This is a genomic window from Streptomyces sp. NBC_00996 (genome assembly GCF_045162675.1).
Taxonomy (GTDB): domain Bacteria; phylum Actinomycetota; class Actinomycetes; order Streptomycetales; family Streptomycetaceae; genus Streptomyces.
In genome coordinates this window covers 6,250,999-6,268,021 of the sequence record NZ_CP108723.1, presented here as the reverse complement: position 1 = coordinate 6,268,021, position 17,023 = coordinate 6,250,999, and the positions used below count along the sequence as shown (strand labels likewise).

The window sequence follows — 17,023 nt, the reverse complement described above, 5'->3', positions numbered from 1 at the left end:
ACTGGGGCCGGCACTGAAGGCAGCCACATTCGGCCGTACCTTCAGACACCCAACAACGTGCCCGACACCCCCGCCACCCGTGGCCTGCGTTCCACACTCCGAAGAGCAGTACTGGCAGCCCGAGTTGGCTGAAGGTGCCGAATAATCAACGTTCCACCCATGAGCAACCACCGCAGGACATTCGCCTGCGTTGTGGCCCTGGACCACCAAGCAAGCTTGGCGGCCTAGATGCTCCTTAGAAAGGAGGTGATCCAGCCGCACCTTCCGGTACGGCTACCTTGTTACGACTTCGTCCCAATCGCCAGTCCCACCTTCGACAGCTCCCTCCCACAAGGGGTTGGGCCACCGGCTTCGGGTGTTACCGACTTTCGTGACGTGACGGGCGGTGTGTACAAGGCCCGGGAACGTATTCACCGCAGCAATGCTGATCTGCGATTACTAGCAACTCCGACTTCATGGGGTCGAGTTGCAGACCCCAATCCGAACTGAGACAGGCTTTTTGAGATTCGCTCCGCCTCGCGGCTTCGCAGCTCTTTGTACCTGCCATTGTAGCACGTGTGCAGCCCAAGACATAAGGGGCATGATGACTTGACGTCGTCCCCACCTTCCTCCGAGTTGACCCCGGCAGTCTCCTGTGAGTCCCCATCACCCCGAAGGGCATGCTGGCAACACAGAACAAGGGTTGCGCTCGTTGCGGGACTTAACCCAACATCTCACGACACGAGCTGACGACAGCCATGCACCACCTGTACACCGACCACAAGGGGGCGACCATCTCTGGCCGTTTCCGGTGTATGTCAAGCCTTGGTAAGGTTCTTCGCGTTGCGTCGAATTAAGCCACATGCTCCGCTGCTTGTGCGGGCCCCCGTCAATTCCTTTGAGTTTTAGCCTTGCGGCCGTACTCCCCAGGCGGGGCACTTAATGCGTTAGCTGCGGCACCGACGACGTGGAATGTCGCCAACACCTAGTGCCCACCGTTTACGGCGTGGACTACCAGGGTATCTAATCCTGTTCGCTCCCCACGCTTTCGCTCCTCAGCGTCAGTAATGGCCCAGAGATCCGCCTTCGCCACCGGTGTTCCTCCTGATATCTGCGCATTTCACCGCTACACCAGGAATTCCGATCTCCCCTACCACACTCTAGCCTGCCCGTATCGACTGCAGACCCGGGGTTAAGCCCCGGGCTTTCACAACCGACGTGACAAGCCGCCTACGAGCTCTTTACGCCCAATAATTCCGGACAACGCTTGCGCCCTACGTATTACCGCGGCTGCTGGCACGTAGTTAGCCGGCGCTTCTTCTGCAGGTACCGTCACTTTCGCTTCTTCCCTGCTGAAAGAGGTTTACAACCCGAAGGCCGTCATCCCTCACGCGGCGTCGCTGCATCAGGCTTTCGCCCATTGTGCAATATTCCCCACTGCTGCCTCCCGTAGGAGTCTGGGCCGTGTCTCAGTCCCAGTGTGGCCGGTCGCCCTCTCAGGCCGGCTACCCGTCGTCGCCTTGGTGAGCCACTACCTCACCAACAAGCTGATAGGCCGCGGGCTCATCCTTCACCGCCGGAGCTTTCAACCGCAGACCATGCGGTCCGCAGTATTATCCGGTATTAGACCCCGTTTCCAGGGCTTGTCCCAGAGTGAAGGGCAGATTGCCCACGTGTTACTCACCCGTTCGCCACTAATCCACCCCGAAGGGCTTCATCGTTCGACTTGCATGTGTTAAGCACGCCGCCAGCGTTCGTCCTGAGCCAGGATCAAACTCTCCGTGAATGTTTTCCCGTAATCGGGACGACACCACGAGAGCGGAACCGTCCGAGGAATAATCGGACGGTTCACAGCGTCCTCGCTGTGCGCCTACCGAACACTGTCCGGCAGGACTTTTTCAAAGGAACCTCGCCACCGGAAGTTTCCGATGGACGGGGTATCAACATATCTGGCGTTGATTTTTGGCACGCTGTTGAGTTCTCAAGGAACGGACGCTTCCTTTGTACTCACCCGAGAGACTCTCTCAGGCTTTCCTCCGGGCGCTTCCCTTCGGTCTTGCGTTTCCGACTCTATCAGATCATTTTCCGATCCGATTTCCTCGGTGCTTTCCAGATTTCCGCTTTCGCGTTTCCCTTTCCGGCGGTTCCGACTCTATCAGATCCTTTCGGGCCTGACTCCCAGTCAGCGGGCTTGTCTTCGCGGCTGTTGGGCCGTTCCGACGAGTGAGACTTTAGCGGATTCCTGGCTCCCGAGCTAATCGGGGTGGCGTTCTTTCGAACGCGGATTCCTCATTTCGCAAACACGCATGAAAACGAGCCGACGACGGATCGTCGTTCGTTGAGTGCTTGTTGCGGAATGGCTGTCCGGGGACCGACCGGAGTCGACGCTCACGTCGGACAGCTCGGAGAACATTACGTAGCGGGCAGGGGTGTGTCAACTTCACTCCGGGAGCCGTCCCGGAGGCGTACCCTCGTGCCCATGACTACGCATACGTGCACGCAGCAGTGGTGGGCCGCCTGACGGCGGCCGTACTCACGTATGTACTCAACGGCCGCCGCCCCGGCGGCCGTTTTTGTGTCTCCCTCCTGGAGAGCCGGCCGGCGGGCGCGGCGGCCTCGACCAGGAGGTGGAGAGATGACGCGGATCTTCAGTGGGATCAAGCCGACCGGGCATCTGACGCTGGGGAACTACCTGGGGGCCGTGCGCCGGTGGGCGGACGTCGACCAGCATCGGGCCGACGCCCTGTTCTGCATCGTCGACCTGCACGCGCTGACCGTGGACCACGATCCGGGGCGGGTGCGCAGGCTCAGTAGGCAGGCGTCGACGCTGTTGCTTGCGTCGGGGCTCGATCCGCAGCTGTGCACCGTGTACGTACAGAGTCATGTGGATGAGCACGCGCGGCTTTCGTATCTGCTGGAATGCGTCGCGACCGACGGGGAGATGCGTCGGATGATCCAGTACAAGGAGAAGGCCGCGCGCGAGCGGGGTCGGGGCGGGAGCGTGCGGCTGTCGCTGCTGACCTATCCGGTGCTGATGGCGGCGGACATCCTGGCGTACGGGACCGATGAAGTGCCGGTCGGTGACGATCAGACGCAGCATGTCGAGCTGGCCCGGGATCTGGCGGTGCGGTTCAACCAGCGTTATGGGCACACGTTCGTAGTGCCTCGGGCCACGCGTCCGGAGGTGGCCGCGCGCGTCATGAATCTGCAGGAGCCGACGTCGAAGATGGGGAAGAGCGACGATGTCGGACCCGGGGTCGTCTATCTGCTCGACGAGCCGGATGTCGTGCGGAAGAAGATCATGCGGGCCATGACGGACAGCGGGCGGGATGTCGAGTACGACCCGGAGGGACGGCCCGGGGTCTCGAATCTGCTGGAGATTCTCGCGGCCTGCGAGGGTGGGAACCCCGAAGCCTTGAGCGGTGTATATGAGTCGTACGGCGCTTTGAAGAAGGACACCGCAGAGGCCGTGGTCGAGCTCCTCAGACCCATACAGGAAAGGCACAAGCAGTTGTGCGCGGATCCTGCGTACGTGGAGGGGGTGTTGCGAGACGGTGCCGAAAAGGCCAGAGAGATGGCCAGGCCAAGGGTGGACGCGGCGTACAGGGCCATCGGCTTGTTGCCGGCGACGGAGTAGCACTGTTCCCGCTGTGGGTCATCGCCCCGCAGGGCAGTGGGGGTCCCTCCTGCTCGAACGAAGTTGAGAGCTGGGGGGGGGAGGGTGGGCGCAGCCTGCCGCGCCGGGGGCCCTAGCAGCGAGGTTCGGCCCCGGCGCCGGAGGCAGCGCACCCCCAGCGCCGGGTATGGGTCAGCTGTTGTTGCCGGAGGCGAGCTGGCGGCTGCGGTCACGGGCCGCCTCCAACGCGGCGATGAGCGCGGCACGCACGCCGTGGTTCTCCAGTTCGCGGATCGCGTTGATCGTGGTGCCCGCGGGGGACGTGACGTTCTCGCGGAGCTTCACGGGGTGCTCCCCGCTGTCGCGGAGCATCACGGCGGCGCCGATCGCGGACTGGACGATGAGGTCGTGCGCCTTGTCGCGGGGCAGGCCGAGCAGGATGCCCGCGTCTGTCATGGCCTCGACCAAGTAGAAGAAGTACGCCGGTCCCGAGCCGGAGAGGGCGGTGCACGCGTCCTGCTGGGACTCGGGGACTCGGAGCGTTTTGCCGACGGCACCGAAGATCTCCTCGGCGTACGCGAGGTGCTCGGCGGTGGCGTGGCTGCCGGGGGAGATGACGGACATGGCCTCGTCGACAAGAGCGGGCGTGTTCGTCATGACACGGACGACTGGGGTGCCTGTGGCCAGGCGCTCCTCGAAGAAGGAGGTGGGGATGCCTGCCGCGCCGCTGATGACCAGGCGGTCGGCAGGGATGTGCGGGACGAGTTCGTCGAGGAGGGTGCCCATGTCCTGCGGCTTGACCGTGAGGATCAGGGTGTCGGCGGTTTTCGCTGCCTCCGGGTTGGTGACCGGGGTGACTCCGTAGCGCTCCTGGAGTTCCTTGGCTCGCTCGGGGCGGCGGGCGGTGACCAGGAGGTCGGTGGGGGCCCAGCCGGCTCGGATCATTCCGCTGAGCAGCGCTTCGCCGATCTTGCCGGTGCCTAGGACTGCGACTTTCTGGGTCATGGTGCGGGTGCCCTCCGAGGGGTGCGTCGTCCGGGGTCCATCCTCGCACCGGGAGTGCCGGTTGGGTGGGGCTGTCCGTTGGGCGGGACACCGGTTGTCCGGTTGCCCGAGGCCGGGGCTGGGCTCGGGGTGGGTGCGCCGACCGGCGCCGAGGGGGTGCTGCTTTCTGTGGGGCGGGTGCCGCCCGTGCGGCACGACGGCCCGCAGCCATGGCTGCGGGCGTCGGCTGCGTCATGCCGTTCGCCGCCTCAGTGTTGCTGCGCCCAAGGTCAGTACGAGTAGAGCGCAGCCCGCCACGATCAGTGCGTCGCGGACGAAGTTGGCTGTCATGTCGGTGTGTTTGAGGACTTCGTTCATTCCGTCGACCGCGTAGGACATGGGGAGGACGTCGGAGATCGCTTCGAGGGCGGGGTGCATGTTGGAGCGGGGGGTGAAGAGGCCGCAGAGGAGGAGTTGGGGGAAGATCACGGCCGGCATGAACTGGACCGCCTGGAATTCGGAGGCGGCGAAGGCCGACACGAAGAGGCCGAGGGCGGTGCCGAGGAGCGCGTCGAGCAGGGCGACGAGCAGGAGCAGCCAGGGGGAGCCGACCACGTCCAGGCCCAGGAACCAGACCGCCAGGCCGGTGGCCAGGGCCGACTGGACGATGGCCAGGGCGCCGAAGGCCAAGGCGTAGCCGGCGATCAGGTCGCCCTTGCCGAGGGGCATGGCGAGGAGGCGCTCGAGGGTGCCCGAGGTGCGCTCGCGGAGGGTGGCGATCGAGGTCACCAGGAACATCGTGATCAGCGGGAAGATCCCGAGGAGGGAGGCACCGATGGAGTCGAAGGTGCGCGGGCTGCCGTCGAACACATAGCGGAGCAGTACGAGCATCACGCACGGGATGAGGATCATCAGCGCGATGGTGCGCGGGTCGTGGCGGAGTTGGCGCAGCACGCGCGTCGCCGTGGCGGTGGTGCGGGAGAGGTTGAGGGCACTCGGGCGAGGCGTCGGGGTCGCCGGCCTGCCTGTGCTGACGCTCGTGGGTGCGGTGGTGCTCATCGGACGGTCTCCTTGCGGGGGTGCTCACCGGACGTTGAACCGGTGTCGGCCGCGTTGCCCGTCGCGGGCTGGTTGCCCGCCGCGATCGCCTCGTCGACCAGGTGGAGGAAGGCGGCTTCGACGGTGTCGGAGCCGGTGCGGTCGCGCAGGGCGTCGGGGGTGTCGTCGGCGAGGATCTCGCCCTCGCGCATCAGGAGGAGGCGGTGGCAGCGCTCGGCCTCGTCCATGACGTGGGAGGAGATCAGGAGAGTCGCCTGCCGCTCCGTGGCGATGGCGTGGAAGAGGTTCCACAGGTCGCGGCGCAGGACGGGGTCGAGGCCGACGGTGGGTTCGTCGAGGACCAGGAGTTCCGGAGTGCCGAGCAGGGCTACCGCGAGGGAGACGCGGCTGCGCTGGCCGCCGGAGAGGTTGCCGGCCAGGGAGTCGGCGTGTGAGGTGAGGTCGACGTCGGCGATGGCCTGAGTGACGTTGGCGTGGCGGCGTTCGGCGGCGGCGCGGCCCGGGTCGAGGATCGCGGCGAAGTAGTCGAGGTTCTGGCGGACGGTCAGGTCGTCGTAGACGGAGGGGGCTTGGGTGACGTAGCCGATGCGCGAGCGGAGGGTCGCGTGACCGGCGCGGTGACCGAGGACCTCGAGGGTGCCGGCGACTTTGGCCTGGGTGCCGACCGTCGAGCGCATCAGGGTCGATTTGCCGCAGCCGGAGGGGCCGAGGAGGCCGGTGATCTGGCCGCGCGGTACGGCGAAGTCGAGGCCGCGCAGGACGGTGCGGGTGCCGCGTACGACGGTGAGGCCTTCGGCGCGGACGGCGGGCGACTGCGCGGGGTCGGGTGAATCCGCGGAGTCGGGTGGGCGCTCGTTTATAATCATCACGTGATGAATATTCCTCCCGAGGGGCGGCCTGGTCAAGCCCCGTCGCATCAGGCGGCGCAGGCACGCGTCGGCGTGATCGGAAGGGGGCGCTCCGGCGCGTAGCGGGGTGGCGCACTCCCGTCTTCACGCGGCGGTTACCCGGAAGGGCTGCACGATCAACTTCCGTTACCGATAATGGATTTCAGTGCGCGGACAAGCACCCCTGTCGGGTCTGTGCGTCGCGTCGTACATCCGCCGTGCCCTCCCCCGGTTCGGCACCCACGCATCTCCCGCTCCCCATCGGAGGTGTCGTTGTCATGCGTAAAGCGGATCTGTTCGCGTCCCTCGTCGTGTTTCTCGTCGCGCTGCCCCTGTGCGTGGGGGTTGCCCTTGCCTCCGGTGTGCCCGCCGAGTTGGGGCTGGTGACCGGGATCGTCGGCGGGCTGGTCGCCGGAATACTGCCCGGCAGCAGCCTGCAGGTCAGCGGGCCCGCGGCCGGGCTGACCGTACTCGTGTACGAGGCGGTGCAGTCGTACGGCGTGCGGGCGCTGGGTGTGCTGTTGTTCGCGGCCGGGCTGGTGCAGCTCGGGCTCGGGGTGCTGCGGCTCGGGCGGTGGTTCCGGGCCGTGTCCGTGGCCGTGGTGCAAGGGATGCTCGCCGGGATCGGGCTCGTGCTGATCGCCGGCCAGGTGTACGCGATGGGCGACGCGGCCGCGCCCACGAGCGGGCTCGGGAAGATCGCCGGGCTGGTGGCGTTGCCCGGCGCCGCCGACCCGATGGCGCTGGCGCTCGGCGGCGCCACCGTGGTCGTACTCGTGCTGTGGCCGCGTTGGCGGCGGGGGGCGCGTGTGGTGCCCGCGCCGCTGCTGGCGGTGGCGCTCGCGTCGGCCGTGACCGGGGTGTGCGACCTGTCCGTGCGGAGGGTCGAGGTGCGCGGGCTGCTCGATGCCGTACGACTGCCGTCACCCGGGGATCTGGGGCGGCTCACGGAAGTGGGCGTGATCGGGACGGTGCTGGCGTTCGCGCTGATCGCGTCGGCCGAGTCGTTGTTCAGCGCAGCGGCCGTGGACCGGCTGCATCGGGGGCCGCGGACCGACTACGACCGGGAGTTGATCGCGCAGGGCGCGGGGAATGCCGTGTGCGGGGTGCTCGGGGCGCTGCCGATGACCGCGGTGACCGTGCGGAGCGCGGCTGGGGGTGCCCCCTCTGGGGAGTGCACGCCGGGGCGCGGACGAAGGTGTCGCGTGTGCTGCACGGGGTGTGGCTGCTGGTCTTCACGGCCGTGGTGCCCGGCGTCCTCGGATGGATTCCGGTGGCGGCGCTGGCGGGGCTGCTCGTGCACGCGGGCTGCAAGCTGGTGCCGGTGCGGGAGTTGGGACCGTTGTGGCGGGCGCATCGGGGGGAACTCGTGGTGCTCACCGTGACGGCGGTGGCGATCGTGACCGGGAACCTCTTCGAGGGCGTGCTGGTCGGGCTCGCGCTCGCCGTGGCCAAGACGGCGTGGGACGTCAGCCATGTGCACATCGAGACAGAGGACCGGGGGGCCTCCGGGATGGTCGTACGGGTGGTGGGCAATGCGACCTTCCTGCGGTTGCCCAAGCTGCTGGACGCCTTGGAGGCGTTGCCCCACGACCGGGACGTACGGCTGGAGTTGGGCGGGTTGCGTCATGTGGACCACGCCTGTGCGGCGGCCCTGGAGGGATGGGCCGCCGGGCGGGATCACGAGCAGGTCGCCACCAGCAGGTCCACGACGTAGGTCTCCTCCACGATTCCGTCCGGGAAGGTCTGGAGGAGGTGCCCCCTCTCCTCGGCGAAGAACTCCGCGGTGCGTTCCTCGCCGAGGACCAGGAACGCCGAGTGGCTGCCGATGTTGGCGAGGTGCGTGTCCAGGGGGACGCGGCGGCTCCAGCGCACCTGGCGGCGGTCGAAGGCGAATCGGCCGCTCGGGTCGGCGACCAGGGTGGACGCGGCCCTTGCGCCGCTGCCGCTCTTTTCCCCCACCTGGTCGATGCCGAGATAGCGCTCGGCGCGCTCGGCGGCTTCGGCGATCCACGGAACGTCCAGGGCTTCGGTGTTCCACCAGAGTGCGAGGGCGCCGCCCGGGCGCAGGACCCGCAGGGCCTCCGGCACGGAGTGGGCCGTGTCGGTCCAGTGCCAGGACTGGGCGTAGGTGAGGAAGTCGGCGGAGGCGGTGGCGAGGGGAAGGGCGTTGCCATTGCCTCGGACGATCGGGATGCGGGGGAGGGCGCGGTGAAATTCGGCGGTCATGCCGTCGCCGGGTTCGACGGCGAGGACGTCCGCGCCCCTTGCGTGCAGGAGGGCGGTCGCGATGCCGGTGCCCGCGCCTACGTCGATGACCCGAGCGCCGGTGAGGGGGCGGGCCGCAAGGGTTTCGATCGCGTCGAAGAGTGCGGGCGGGTAGGAGGGGCGGTTTGCGGCGTATTGGGCTGCGGCGGCGTTGAAGGAGTGCGCTCGGGTGGCGGTGGGAGGCTGGAGAGGCGGCGTCGTCATACCGTCATGGTGGCGGGTGGGTTGGGGGCGCGGGTAGCAGGTTTTCGCCCCCTCCGCCCCTGCCCGTCCCGTAGCCAGGGGTTGCGACCCCAGACCCCGCTGTCGGACGGATGCGGTCGTCCTCGAGCGCCGAGCGGGCTATTGCCGGCTAGGAGCGGCGGCCTCGCTTACGCGACGGGTTGCCGGTGCGGCGCTTGGTACGGCGCTCGTACTGCTCCCGTGCCGTCTCGTACTCCTCGCGGTGGAGTTTCTCGCCCGGGGCCTCGGTGAGGGAGCGGAAGAAGTAGGCGAGGAGGGAACCGATGAAGCCGATGGCCAAGAGGCCGCGCAGGGAGGCCTGGCGGTCGGGGTCGGGGCGCTTGCCGAACGCGTCCCAGGTGTGCCGGAACGCGAGGGCGCTGCAGACCGCGAACATGACCACGACCAGGACGGTCACGGGCTTGCCCACGTCCGCGATCGCCAGGCCCTGGTAGGCGAAGCGGAGGACGAAGCAGGCGGCCACCGCGGCCGTCAGGGAGCCCACGGCGAGGCCGATGCGGCGGGCCCTGTAGCCGCCGTCGTGCTCCACCCAGGTCGCCCCGAAGAAACGCAGGGGTTCCGGCTGGGGCCCCGCGGGGGTACCGGTTCCGGTCTCGGTCTCGTCGCTCACTCGACGATTATTGCTCCGGTGCGCGCCGCGGGTCCCTGACCACCGTGAATCAGGAGCAGTGCGGCGCGACGTAGCCATCACTGCCCGTATTCACGTACGCGTCCGACACGAACTGCCCGTTGGAGATGTTGTCCCAGATCTTTGTCGTCCCGTACGGACCGCTGACGGTCCCTCCCGGGCACTGACAGTAGATCGGGACGCGCGAGCCCGCAGGCAGGATGCGAACGATGCTGAAGTGGGTTCCCGGGCCGCTGCGGACGTTGACGTTGTACCCCGGCGCGATCGGGTACGTGCGCAGCGCCTCGGCGCTCAGGGACTCGACAGCCGCCGTCTCCCCGGCGCTTGCGATCTCAATGTCTTCCGTGGCCATCCTGGCCTCCCCCGTTGAATGGTTCACGCCAAAATCGTGCTGAGCGCTGAGGCTAGCAAGCCGCCGAGGTTTCGCACGAAGCATCGACTAGGCTCTGCGCGTCGCGCATGCGGACGGACCACACGGGGGTGAGTGATGCCGCCACAGCGCAGCACCGGTACGGACCCGGAAGCGGAACATCCGCGCTACGCCGGGCAGTACCTGCTGGAGGCGGAACTCGGCTCCGGTGGCATGGGCATCGTGCATCTGGCGCGGTCCGCCTCCGGGTTGCGGCTCGCCGTCAAAGTCGTGCACGCCGAGTTTGCCCAAGACCCCGAGTTCCGGGGGCGGTTCAGACAGGAAGTCGCAGCCGCGCGGCGGGTGAGCGGCGCCTTCACCGCGCCCGTCGTGGACGCCGATCCCGAGGCTGACCATCCGTGGATGGCAACGCTGTTCATCCCCGGACCGACCCTTGCCGAGCATGTCAAGCGGAATGGCGCGCTGCCGCCCGCACGGCTGCGCCATCTCATGGCGGGCCTCGCCGAGGCCCTGCGGGACATTCACCGGGCCGGGGTCGTACATCGAGATCTCAAACCCAGCAACGTCCTGCTGGCCGACGACGGGCCGAAAGTCATCGACTTCGGTATCTCGCGGCCCTCCGACAGTGAATTGCGCACGGAGACAGGCAAGTTGATCGGGACTCCGCCGTTCATGGCTCCCGAACAATTCCGCAGGCCACGGCAGGTCGGTCCGGCCGCCGATATCTTCGCTCTGGGCTCGGTGATCGTGCACGCGGCCACCGGGAGCGGGCCCTTCGACTCCGACAGTCCGTATCTCGTCGCGTATCAAGTCGTTCACGACGAGCCGGACTTGACAGGCGTACCGGAGGATTTGGTCGACCTCGTCTCCCGCTGTCTCGCCAAGGAGCCCGAGGACCGGCCCACGCCGGACGAGCTGATGACGGCGCTGCGGTCGGTTTCGGCCTCGTACGACACCCAGGCGTTCATACCGGAACAGCGCACCGGGAACAGGGAGTCGGCACGATCCGGGAAGGGGATTACTCCCGAGCCCGAGCGCGGCCGACCCGACTCGGATGCGAAAAAGGCGCCTGAGTGGCGGCGTTGGCGGCTTCGCGCTGCCATCGCCGCCGCCGTGCTCGTGGCGGCCGTCGGCGCCGTCACTCTCCTCAACGACCCGGAAGCCCAGTCCCCGAAGAAGCACGACGGAAAGCAGCTGAAGAGCAGCTTCCGGCCGTGGGATGTCGACTTGACCGCCTCCGGCGCCAAAGCCGACGGCCTGCCGCAGTGCACATACACGACCCGGACGTTGTACTGCGCCCGACCCGGTGTCCTGGCCGCCGCCCTCGATCCGGCGGACGGCCATGTGCTGTGGTCCCGGAGTGACACAGGAGGGGCGAGTACGTACGCCACGCCGACGCCGGTAGTGGCCGGTGGGCTCCTACAGGTCGTCAGTCGGAACGGAGAGCACCTGACGGCGCTGGATCCCGCCACGGGCGCGACCCGTTGGAGCCGCGACATCGCGCGCTACGACGGCCGCATCGCCCAAGTCGGCGGCGTCGTCCTGCTCTCCGGCCCCGATTCCAAGGTCGTCGCACTGGATGCCGCTACGGGCAAGGAGAAGTGGCGCCACTCGATCCCGGGGCAGTCGTTGCCTCAATTCCTCACGTACCAGGACGGGGTCGCCTACGCCGTGACGCCGATCGGGAACGCGACACGGGTGACCGCGGTGGACCCGCAGACCGGTGCCACACGTTGGCAGCGGCGCATGGACGCGGGGCTCAGCCTCGTGGGCGCCCATGACGGACGGGTCTGGTTCACCTCGACGACCATCGACCAGTACACGGACTCCATCGTGCGCTATGACGTCGCGAACGGCACGGCTCATCGCATCGCGCTGCCTCTTCCGCTGCCGCAGGCACAGGCCGTCGTACGGGGGGACACGGCGTATCTGCTGGGCGGCGACGGCTCGTTGGTGGCCATGAACACCACGACGTCGGACCAGCTGTGGCGGGTGGAGACCTCCGTCAGCAAGGCCTCCGCCCCCGTCGTGGCCGGACACCGCCTCTACCTCACCGCCGTGGACGGACGCCTTCTCGCCGTCGACACCGCGCGGGGAAAGATGCTCGGGCAGACGAAGGTGCGGCTCAGCAATGACAGGGGCTCGCTGGTCAGCGCGATCCCGGCCCCCGTCACCGCCAACAACAAGATCTACTCGACCGCCCCCGACGGATCCCTCTTCGCAGTGGACGCCCGCGACCCCTCGGCCTGGTGAAGCGGAACAACGGAAAGGGGCCGCTCCCGAAAGAGCGGCCCCCGACCCAAAGGCGTCAGCCCAGCTTCGAGACGTCCCGCACCGCGCCCTTGTCCGCGCTCGTGGCCATCGCGGCGTACGCGCGCAGCGCGGCCGAGACCTTGCGCTCGCGGTCGGCCGGGGCGTAGACGCCGTTGAGGGCGTCCCGGCGGGCGGCCAGGTCCTCGTCCGACACGAGCAGCTCGATCGACCGGTTGGGGATGTCGATGCGGATGCGGTCACCGTCCTGGACCAGGGCGATGGTGCCGCCGGAGGCCGCCTCGGGGGAGGCGTGGCCGATGGACAGACCGGACGTGCCGCCGGAGAAGCGGCCGTCGGTGATCAGGGCGCAGGTCTTGCCGAGACCGCGGCCCTTGAGGAAGGACGTCGGGTAGAGCATCTCCTGCATACCCGGGCCGCCCTTGGGACCCTCGTAGCGGATGACTACGACGTCGCCGTCCGTGACCTGCTTGTTGAGGATCTTCTCGACGGCTTCTTCCTGCGACTCGCAGACGACCGCCGGTCCCTCGAAGGTCCAGATCGACTCGTCGACGCCGGCCGTCTTCACGACGCAGCCGTCGACCGCCAGGTTGCCCTTCAGGACCGCCAGGCCCCCGTCCTTGGAATACGCGTACTCGGCGGAGCGGATGCAGCCGTTCTCGGCGTCCTCGTCGAGGGCCTCCCAGCGCTCGGACTGGGAGAAGGCCTCGGCGGAGCGGACGCAGCCGGGGGCGGCGTGCCACAGCTCGATCGCCTCGGGGGACGGGGAGCCCGCGCGCACGTCCCACGTCTTCAGCCAGTCCGAGAGGGACGGGCTGTGGACCGAGTGGACGTCCTCGTTGAGCAGGCCGGCCCGGTGCAGCTCGCCCAGCAGGGCCGGGATGCCGCCCGCGCGGTGCACGTCCTCCATGTAGTACGTGCGGTTCTTCGCGACGTTCGGGGCGACTTTGGCGAGGCACGGCACCCGGCGCGAGACCTCGTTGATCTCGTCCAGACCGAAGGGGACGCCCGCCTCCTGGGCGGCGGCCAGCAGGTGCAGGATCGTGTTGGTGGAGCCGCCCATGGCGATGTCGAGGGCCATGGCGTTCTCGAACGCCGCGTGCGTGGCGATGTTGCGGGGCAGGACCGACTCGTCGTCCTGGTCGTAGTAGCGGCGTGTGATGTCGACGACCGTGCGGGCCGCGTCCTCGTACAGACCCTTGCGGGCCGTGTGCGTGGCGAGCACCGAGCCGTTGCCGGGGAGGGACAGGCCGATCGCCTCGGTCAGGCAGTTCATCGAGTTGGCGGTGAACATGCCGGAGCAGGAGCCGCAGGTCGGACAGGCGTTCTCCTCGATACGGAGGATGTCCTCGTCCGAGATCTTGTCGTTCACGGCGTCGGAGATCGCGTCGACCAGGTCGAGGGTGCGGACCGTGCCGTCGACCAGGGTGGCTCGGCCGGACTCCATGGGACCGCCGGAGACGAAGACCGTCGGGATGTTCAGGCGCAGGGCCGCCATCAGCATGCCGGGGGTGATCTTGTCGCAGTTCGAGATGCAGATCAGGGCGTCGGCACAGTGGGCCTCGACCATGTACTCGACCGAGTCCGCGATCAGGTCGCGGGAGGGGAGGGAGTACAGCATGCCGCCGTGGCCCATCGCGATGCCGTCGTCGACCGCGATCGTGTTGAACTCGCGCGCGATGCCCCCGGCCGCCGTGATCGCCTCGCTGACGATGCGGCCGACCGGCTGCAGGTGGGTGTGGCCCGGCACGAACTCCGTGAAGGAGTTGGCGACCGCGATGATCGGCTTCCGTCCGATGTCCGCGCCCGGTACACCGGAGGCGCGCATAAGGGCGCGTGCGCCCGCCATGTTGCGGCCGTGGGTGACTGTGCGGGACCTCAGCTCGGGCATCTTCGCTCGCTCCTTCGGGGAGGCATGAGGAGAGTTATGGCTGGTGTCGAGCGTACGCCGGTGCTCCAGGATCCGGACAGGCCGTCCGGAATGCGGGATGCACGTCTCGACCTCCGGCCACCGTCCCACGGCATACGCCCTCGTCGGCGGCCCTGCGGTGAAGCAACTGTCCGCCGACGCTGCTCCCGATCGCTCACGGGTTCGTCAGGTGCCCCTGTACGACCGGGGCGACCCGCCCGATGATCCGCTCCGGGTCCGCCGACGCCAGCGGCTCCACCTTGATCACATACCGCAGCATCGCGACACCGACGAGCTGGGCGGCGGCCAGCTCCGCGCGCAGCTCCGCGTCCGGGAGGTCGAGCTGCCCGGCGATGCGGCGCAGCAGCTGGGCGGCGATCAGGCGGCGGAAGACGGCGGCGGCGGTCTCGTTGTTCACGGCGGAGCGGACGATCGCGAGCAGCGGCGTACGGGTGGCGGGGTTCTCCCAGACGCTGAAGATGAAGCGGGTCAGACGCTCGCCGACAGCTTCGAGGGGGCCTTCCTCGACCGCGGCCGGAGCGTCCAGGGCGGGGGCGAAGGCCACCTCGATGGCCGCCTCGAAGACCTGCTCCTTGGTGCCGAAGTAGTGGTGCACGAGCGCGGAGTCCACGCCGGCGGCCTTGGCGATGCCGCGGACCGACGTCTTCTCGTAGCCGCGCTCGGAGAACTCCTCGCGGGCCGCCTCCAGGATGCGGTCGCGGGTGGCGGGGGCCGCCTCCGTCTGCGTACGGGAGGGGCGTCCCCGGCCTCGGCGGGGGGCGGCGTCCGTCACCGGCGGGGCACCTTCACCGCGGAGGCGAGGTGGAGCCGGGTGAACGCCAGGGCCTCCGCCAGGTCGGCCTCACGTTCGGCGCTCGACATCGCACGGCGGGTGTTGACCTCGATGACGACGTGGCCGTCGAAGCCGGAGAGCGCGAGGCGCTCCAGGAGCTCGGCGCAGGGCTGGGTGCCGCGGCCCGGGACCAGATGCTCGTCCTTGTTGGAGCCGTTGCCGTCGGCGAGGTGGACGTGGCCGAGGCGGTCGCCCATGCGGTCGATCATGTGCAGGGCGTCCGTGCGGGCGGTCGAGGTGTGGCTGAGGTCGACGGTGAAGTGACGGTAGTCCTCCTTCGTCACGTCCCAGTCGGGGGCGTACGCGAGCATCTCGCGGTCGCGGTAGCGCCAGGGATACATGTTCTCGATGGCGAACCGTACGTCCGTCTCGTTCGCCATCCGCCAGATCCCGCTGACGAAGTCGCGGGCGTACTGGCGCTGCCAGCGGAACGGGGGGTGGACGACCACGGTCGACGCGCCGAGCTTCTCCGCCGCCGCCCGGGCGCGCTGGAGCTTGACCCACGGGTCGGTGGACCAGACGCGCTGGGTGATCAGCAGGCACGGGGCGTGGACGGCGAGGATCGGCATCTGGTGGTAGTCGCTGAGTCTGCGCAGTGCCTCGATGTCCTGGCTGACCGGGTCGGTCCACACCATGACCTCGACACCGTCGTAGCCGAGGCGCGCGGCGATCTCGAAGGCCGTCGCCGTCGACTCCGGGTACACGGAGGCCGTGGACAGCGCGACCTTCGCATCCGGGATGCGCACCACTGGTTCTGCCACGAGGGACAGAGTACGGGTTGCCTCCGGCGGTTTGCCGGGGGTGGTGGGCGTTGGCCGAGGGTTGTCGGTGCCCCCCGGCCAAAGCGCTTTTCCGCCGTCGTGGCGTTCGCCACAGGCGAGTGCGGGCTCGAGGGGCTGGTCGCGCCCGCGCGGCGGAGCCGCATGATGTCGCGGCCCCGCGCCCCTGGCGGGCGCGGGTGCGTCCCGTCCTATTCCGATGCCATGTGGTCCAGGCGGCGCAGGATGACACCCTCCCGCAGCGCCCATGGGCAGATCTCCACGCTCTCCACGCCGAAGAGATCCATCGCACCCTCGGCCACGAGGGCGCCGGCGAGCAGCTGGCCCGAGCGGCCCGGGGAGACGCCGGGGAGTTCGGCGCGCTCCTCGGCGGTCATCGAGGTGAGGCGGGGGACCCAGTCCTCCAGGGAGCGGCGCTTCAGCTCGCGCTGGACGTACAGGCCGTCCGTGGATCGCGCGGCGCCGGCGATGCGGGCGAGCGCCTTGAAGGTCTTGGAGGTGGCGACCACGTGGTCGGGGGCGCCGAAGCGGCTGAACTCGCCGACCGTCCGGGCGATCTGCGCCCGCACATGGCGGCGCAGCGCCTTGACATCGGCAGGGTCGGCGGGATCGGTGGGGAGCCAGCCCGCACTGAGCCGTCCGGCGCCGAGCGGCAGCGACACGGCCGCGTCCGGCTCCTCGTCTATGCCGTACGCGATCTCCAGGGAGCCGCCGCCGATGTCGAGGACGAGCAGCTTGCCCGCGGACCAGCCGAACCAGCGGCGGGCGGCCAGGAAGGTGAGCCGGGCCTCCTCCGCGCCGGTCAGTACCTGGAGCTCGACGCCGGTCTCGGCCTGCACCCGGGCCAGTACGTCATCGGCGTTGCTGGCCTCGCGCACGGCGGAGGTCGCGAACGGCAGCAGGGCCTCGACGCCCTTGTCCTCGGCGGCCTGCAGCCCGTCTTGGACCGTCTCGATCAGTTTGTCGACGCCCTCGGGGCCGATCGCCCCGCTCCCGTCGAGCAGTTGGGCAAGCCGCAATTCGGCCTTGTGCGAATGCGCGGGCAGCGGGCGTGCGCCGGGGTGTGCGTCCACCACCAGCAGATGCACCGTGTTCGAACCCACGTCGAGGACACCGAGTCTCATGTACGGAACGCTACTGCGCTTACGGCGATCGACCGTCCCCGGAGTGGGCTGAA

General features: G+C 68.6%; 12 protein-coding genes, 1 rRNA gene and 1 pseudogene. 3 read left to right on the top strand and 11 right to left on the bottom strand.

Annotated elements, in window-relative coordinates; genetic code table 11:
* Window positions 1-239 precede the first annotated feature (239 nt).
* A 16S ribosomal RNA gene (locus OG390_RS29465) occupies window positions 240-1,765 on the bottom strand.
* Window positions 1,766-2,614: 849 nt separating this feature from the next.
* On the opposite strand from OG390_RS29465, the gene trpS reads away from it, so the two are divergent.
* Window positions 2,615-3,616, top strand: coding sequence for a tryptophan--tRNA ligase (gene trpS, locus OG390_RS29460; protein ID WP_406172490.1), 1,002 nt, complete (start codon window positions 2,615-2,617; stop codon window positions 3,614-3,616).
* 171 nt (window positions 3,617-3,787) lie between these two features.
* On the opposite strand, the gene proC is transcribed toward trpS, so the two are convergent.
* The 3 genes from proC to OG390_RS29445 all read right to left on the bottom strand — a co-directional run bounded on the left by proC (window position 3,788) and on the right by OG390_RS29445 (window position 6,504).
* Window positions 3,788-4,600 carry a pyrroline-5-carboxylate reductase gene (gene proC, locus OG390_RS29455; protein ID WP_399075154.1) on the bottom strand — a complete coding sequence of 271 codons (813 nt, stop codon included), beginning with the start codon at window positions 4,598-4,600 and terminating at the stop codon, window positions 3,788-3,790.
* Between the two features lie 231 nt (window positions 4,601-4,831).
* Window positions 4,832-5,638: an ABC transporter permease gene (locus OG390_RS29450; RefSeq protein WP_406172489.1), complete on the bottom strand. Its 807-nt coding sequence runs from the start codon at window positions 5,636-5,638 to the stop codon at window positions 4,832-4,834.
* Window positions 5,635-6,504, bottom strand: a complete 870-nt coding sequence (locus tag OG390_RS29445) for an ABC transporter ATP-binding protein (RefSeq protein ID WP_406177913.1) — start codon at window positions 6,502-6,504, stop codon at window positions 5,635-5,637. Before OG390_RS29445 ends, OG390_RS29450 begins: the two co-directional genes overlap by 4 nt.
* 299 nt (window positions 6,505-6,803) lie before the next feature.
* On the opposite strand from OG390_RS29445, the pseudogene OG390_RS29440 reads away from it, so the two are divergent.
* A pseudogene (locus tag OG390_RS29440) lies at window positions 6,804-8,242 on the top strand (SulP family inorganic anion transporter).
* On the opposite strand, the gene OG390_RS29435 reads toward OG390_RS29440, so the two are convergent.
* From OG390_RS29435 to OG390_RS29425, 3 genes are all read right to left on the bottom strand, one after another.
* Window positions 8,206-8,997 (bottom strand): class I SAM-dependent methyltransferase, encoded by a 792-nt coding sequence (locus tag OG390_RS29435; RefSeq protein ID WP_406172488.1) that lies wholly within the window; start codon window positions 8,995-8,997, stop codon window positions 8,206-8,208. The pseudogene OG390_RS29440 and the gene OG390_RS29435 overlap by 37 nt on opposite strands.
* Before the next feature lie 148 nt (window positions 8,998-9,145).
* Window positions 9,146-9,646 (bottom strand): EamA/RhaT family transporter, encoded by a 501-nt coding sequence (locus tag OG390_RS29430; protein ID WP_406172487.1) that lies wholly within the window; start codon window positions 9,644-9,646, stop codon window positions 9,146-9,148.
* Between the two features lie 49 nt (window positions 9,647-9,695).
* A complete protein-coding gene (locus OG390_RS29425; RefSeq protein WP_406172486.1) occupies window positions 9,696-10,016 on the bottom strand; it encodes a peptidase in 321 nt (106 codons plus the stop codon).
* A gap of 135 nt (window positions 10,017-10,151) precedes the next feature.
* Here OG390_RS29425 and OG390_RS29420 point away from each other — a divergent pair, with 135 nt between their 5' ends.
* Window positions 10,152-12,287 carry a protein kinase domain-containing protein gene (locus OG390_RS29420; protein WP_406172485.1) on the top strand — a complete coding sequence of 712 codons (2,136 nt, stop codon included), beginning with the start codon at window positions 10,152-10,154 and terminating at the stop codon, window positions 12,285-12,287.
* A gap of 55 nt (window positions 12,288-12,342) precedes the next feature.
* Here OG390_RS29420 and ilvD read toward each other — a convergent pair whose 3' ends face one another.
* The 4 genes from ilvD to OG390_RS29400 all read right to left on the bottom strand — a co-directional run bounded on the left by ilvD (window position 12,343) and on the right by OG390_RS29400 (window position 16,970).
* Window positions 12,343-14,196: a dihydroxy-acid dehydratase gene (ilvD, locus tag OG390_RS29415; protein WP_406172484.1), complete on the bottom strand. Its 1,854-nt coding sequence runs from the start codon at window positions 14,194-14,196 to the stop codon at window positions 12,343-12,345.
* A 193-nt stretch (window positions 14,197-14,389) separates the two neighbouring features.
* On the bottom strand, window positions 14,390-15,007 hold the full coding sequence (locus OG390_RS29410) for a TetR family transcriptional regulator (protein ID WP_406172483.1): 618 nt from the start codon (window positions 15,005-15,007) through the stop codon (window positions 14,390-14,392).
* A complete protein-coding gene (locus OG390_RS29405) occupies window positions 15,004-15,828 on the bottom strand; it encodes a sugar phosphate isomerase/epimerase family protein (RefSeq protein ID WP_406172482.1) in 825 nt (274 codons plus the stop codon). Before OG390_RS29405 ends, OG390_RS29410 begins: the two co-directional genes overlap by 4 nt.
* 209 nt (window positions 15,829-16,037) lie before the next feature.
* Window positions 16,038-16,970 carry a Ppx/GppA family phosphatase gene (locus OG390_RS29400; protein WP_399075175.1) on the bottom strand — a complete coding sequence of 311 codons (933 nt, stop codon included), beginning with the start codon at window positions 16,968-16,970 and terminating at the stop codon, window positions 16,038-16,040.
* Window positions 16,971-17,023: the final 53 nt, after the last annotated feature.

Coding starts and splice junctions, on each gene's coding strand:
- trpS (WP_406172490.1), top strand. CDS start 2,615: ATGACGCGGATCTTCAGTGGGATCAAGCCGACCGGGCATCTGACGCTG.
- proC (WP_399075154.1), bottom strand. CDS start 4,600: ATGACCCAGAAAGTCGCAGTCCTAGGCACCGGCAAGATCGGCGAAGCG.
- OG390_RS29450 (WP_406172489.1), bottom strand. CDS start 5,638: ATGAGCACCACCGCACCCACGAGCGTCAGCACAGGCAGGCCGGCGACC.
- OG390_RS29445 (WP_406177913.1), bottom strand. CDS start 6,504: ATGATTATAAACGAGCGCCCACCCGACTCCGCGGATTCACCCGACCCC.
- OG390_RS29435 (WP_406172488.1), bottom strand. CDS start 8,997: ATGACGACGCCGCCTCTCCAGCCTCCCACCGCCACCCGAGCGCACTCC.
- OG390_RS29425 (WP_406172486.1), bottom strand. CDS start 10,016: ATGGCCACGGAAGACATTGAGATCGCAAGCGCCGGGGAGACGGCGGCT.
- OG390_RS29420 (WP_406172485.1), top strand. CDS start 10,152: ATGCCGCCACAGCGCAGCACCGGTACGGACCCGGAAGCGGAACATCCG.
- ilvD (WP_406172484.1), bottom strand. CDS start 14,196: ATGCCCGAGCTGAGGTCCCGCACAGTCACCCACGGCCGCAACATGGCG.
- OG390_RS29400 (WP_399075175.1), bottom strand. CDS start 16,970: ATGAGACTCGGTGTCCTCGACGTGGGTTCGAACACGGTGCATCTGCTG.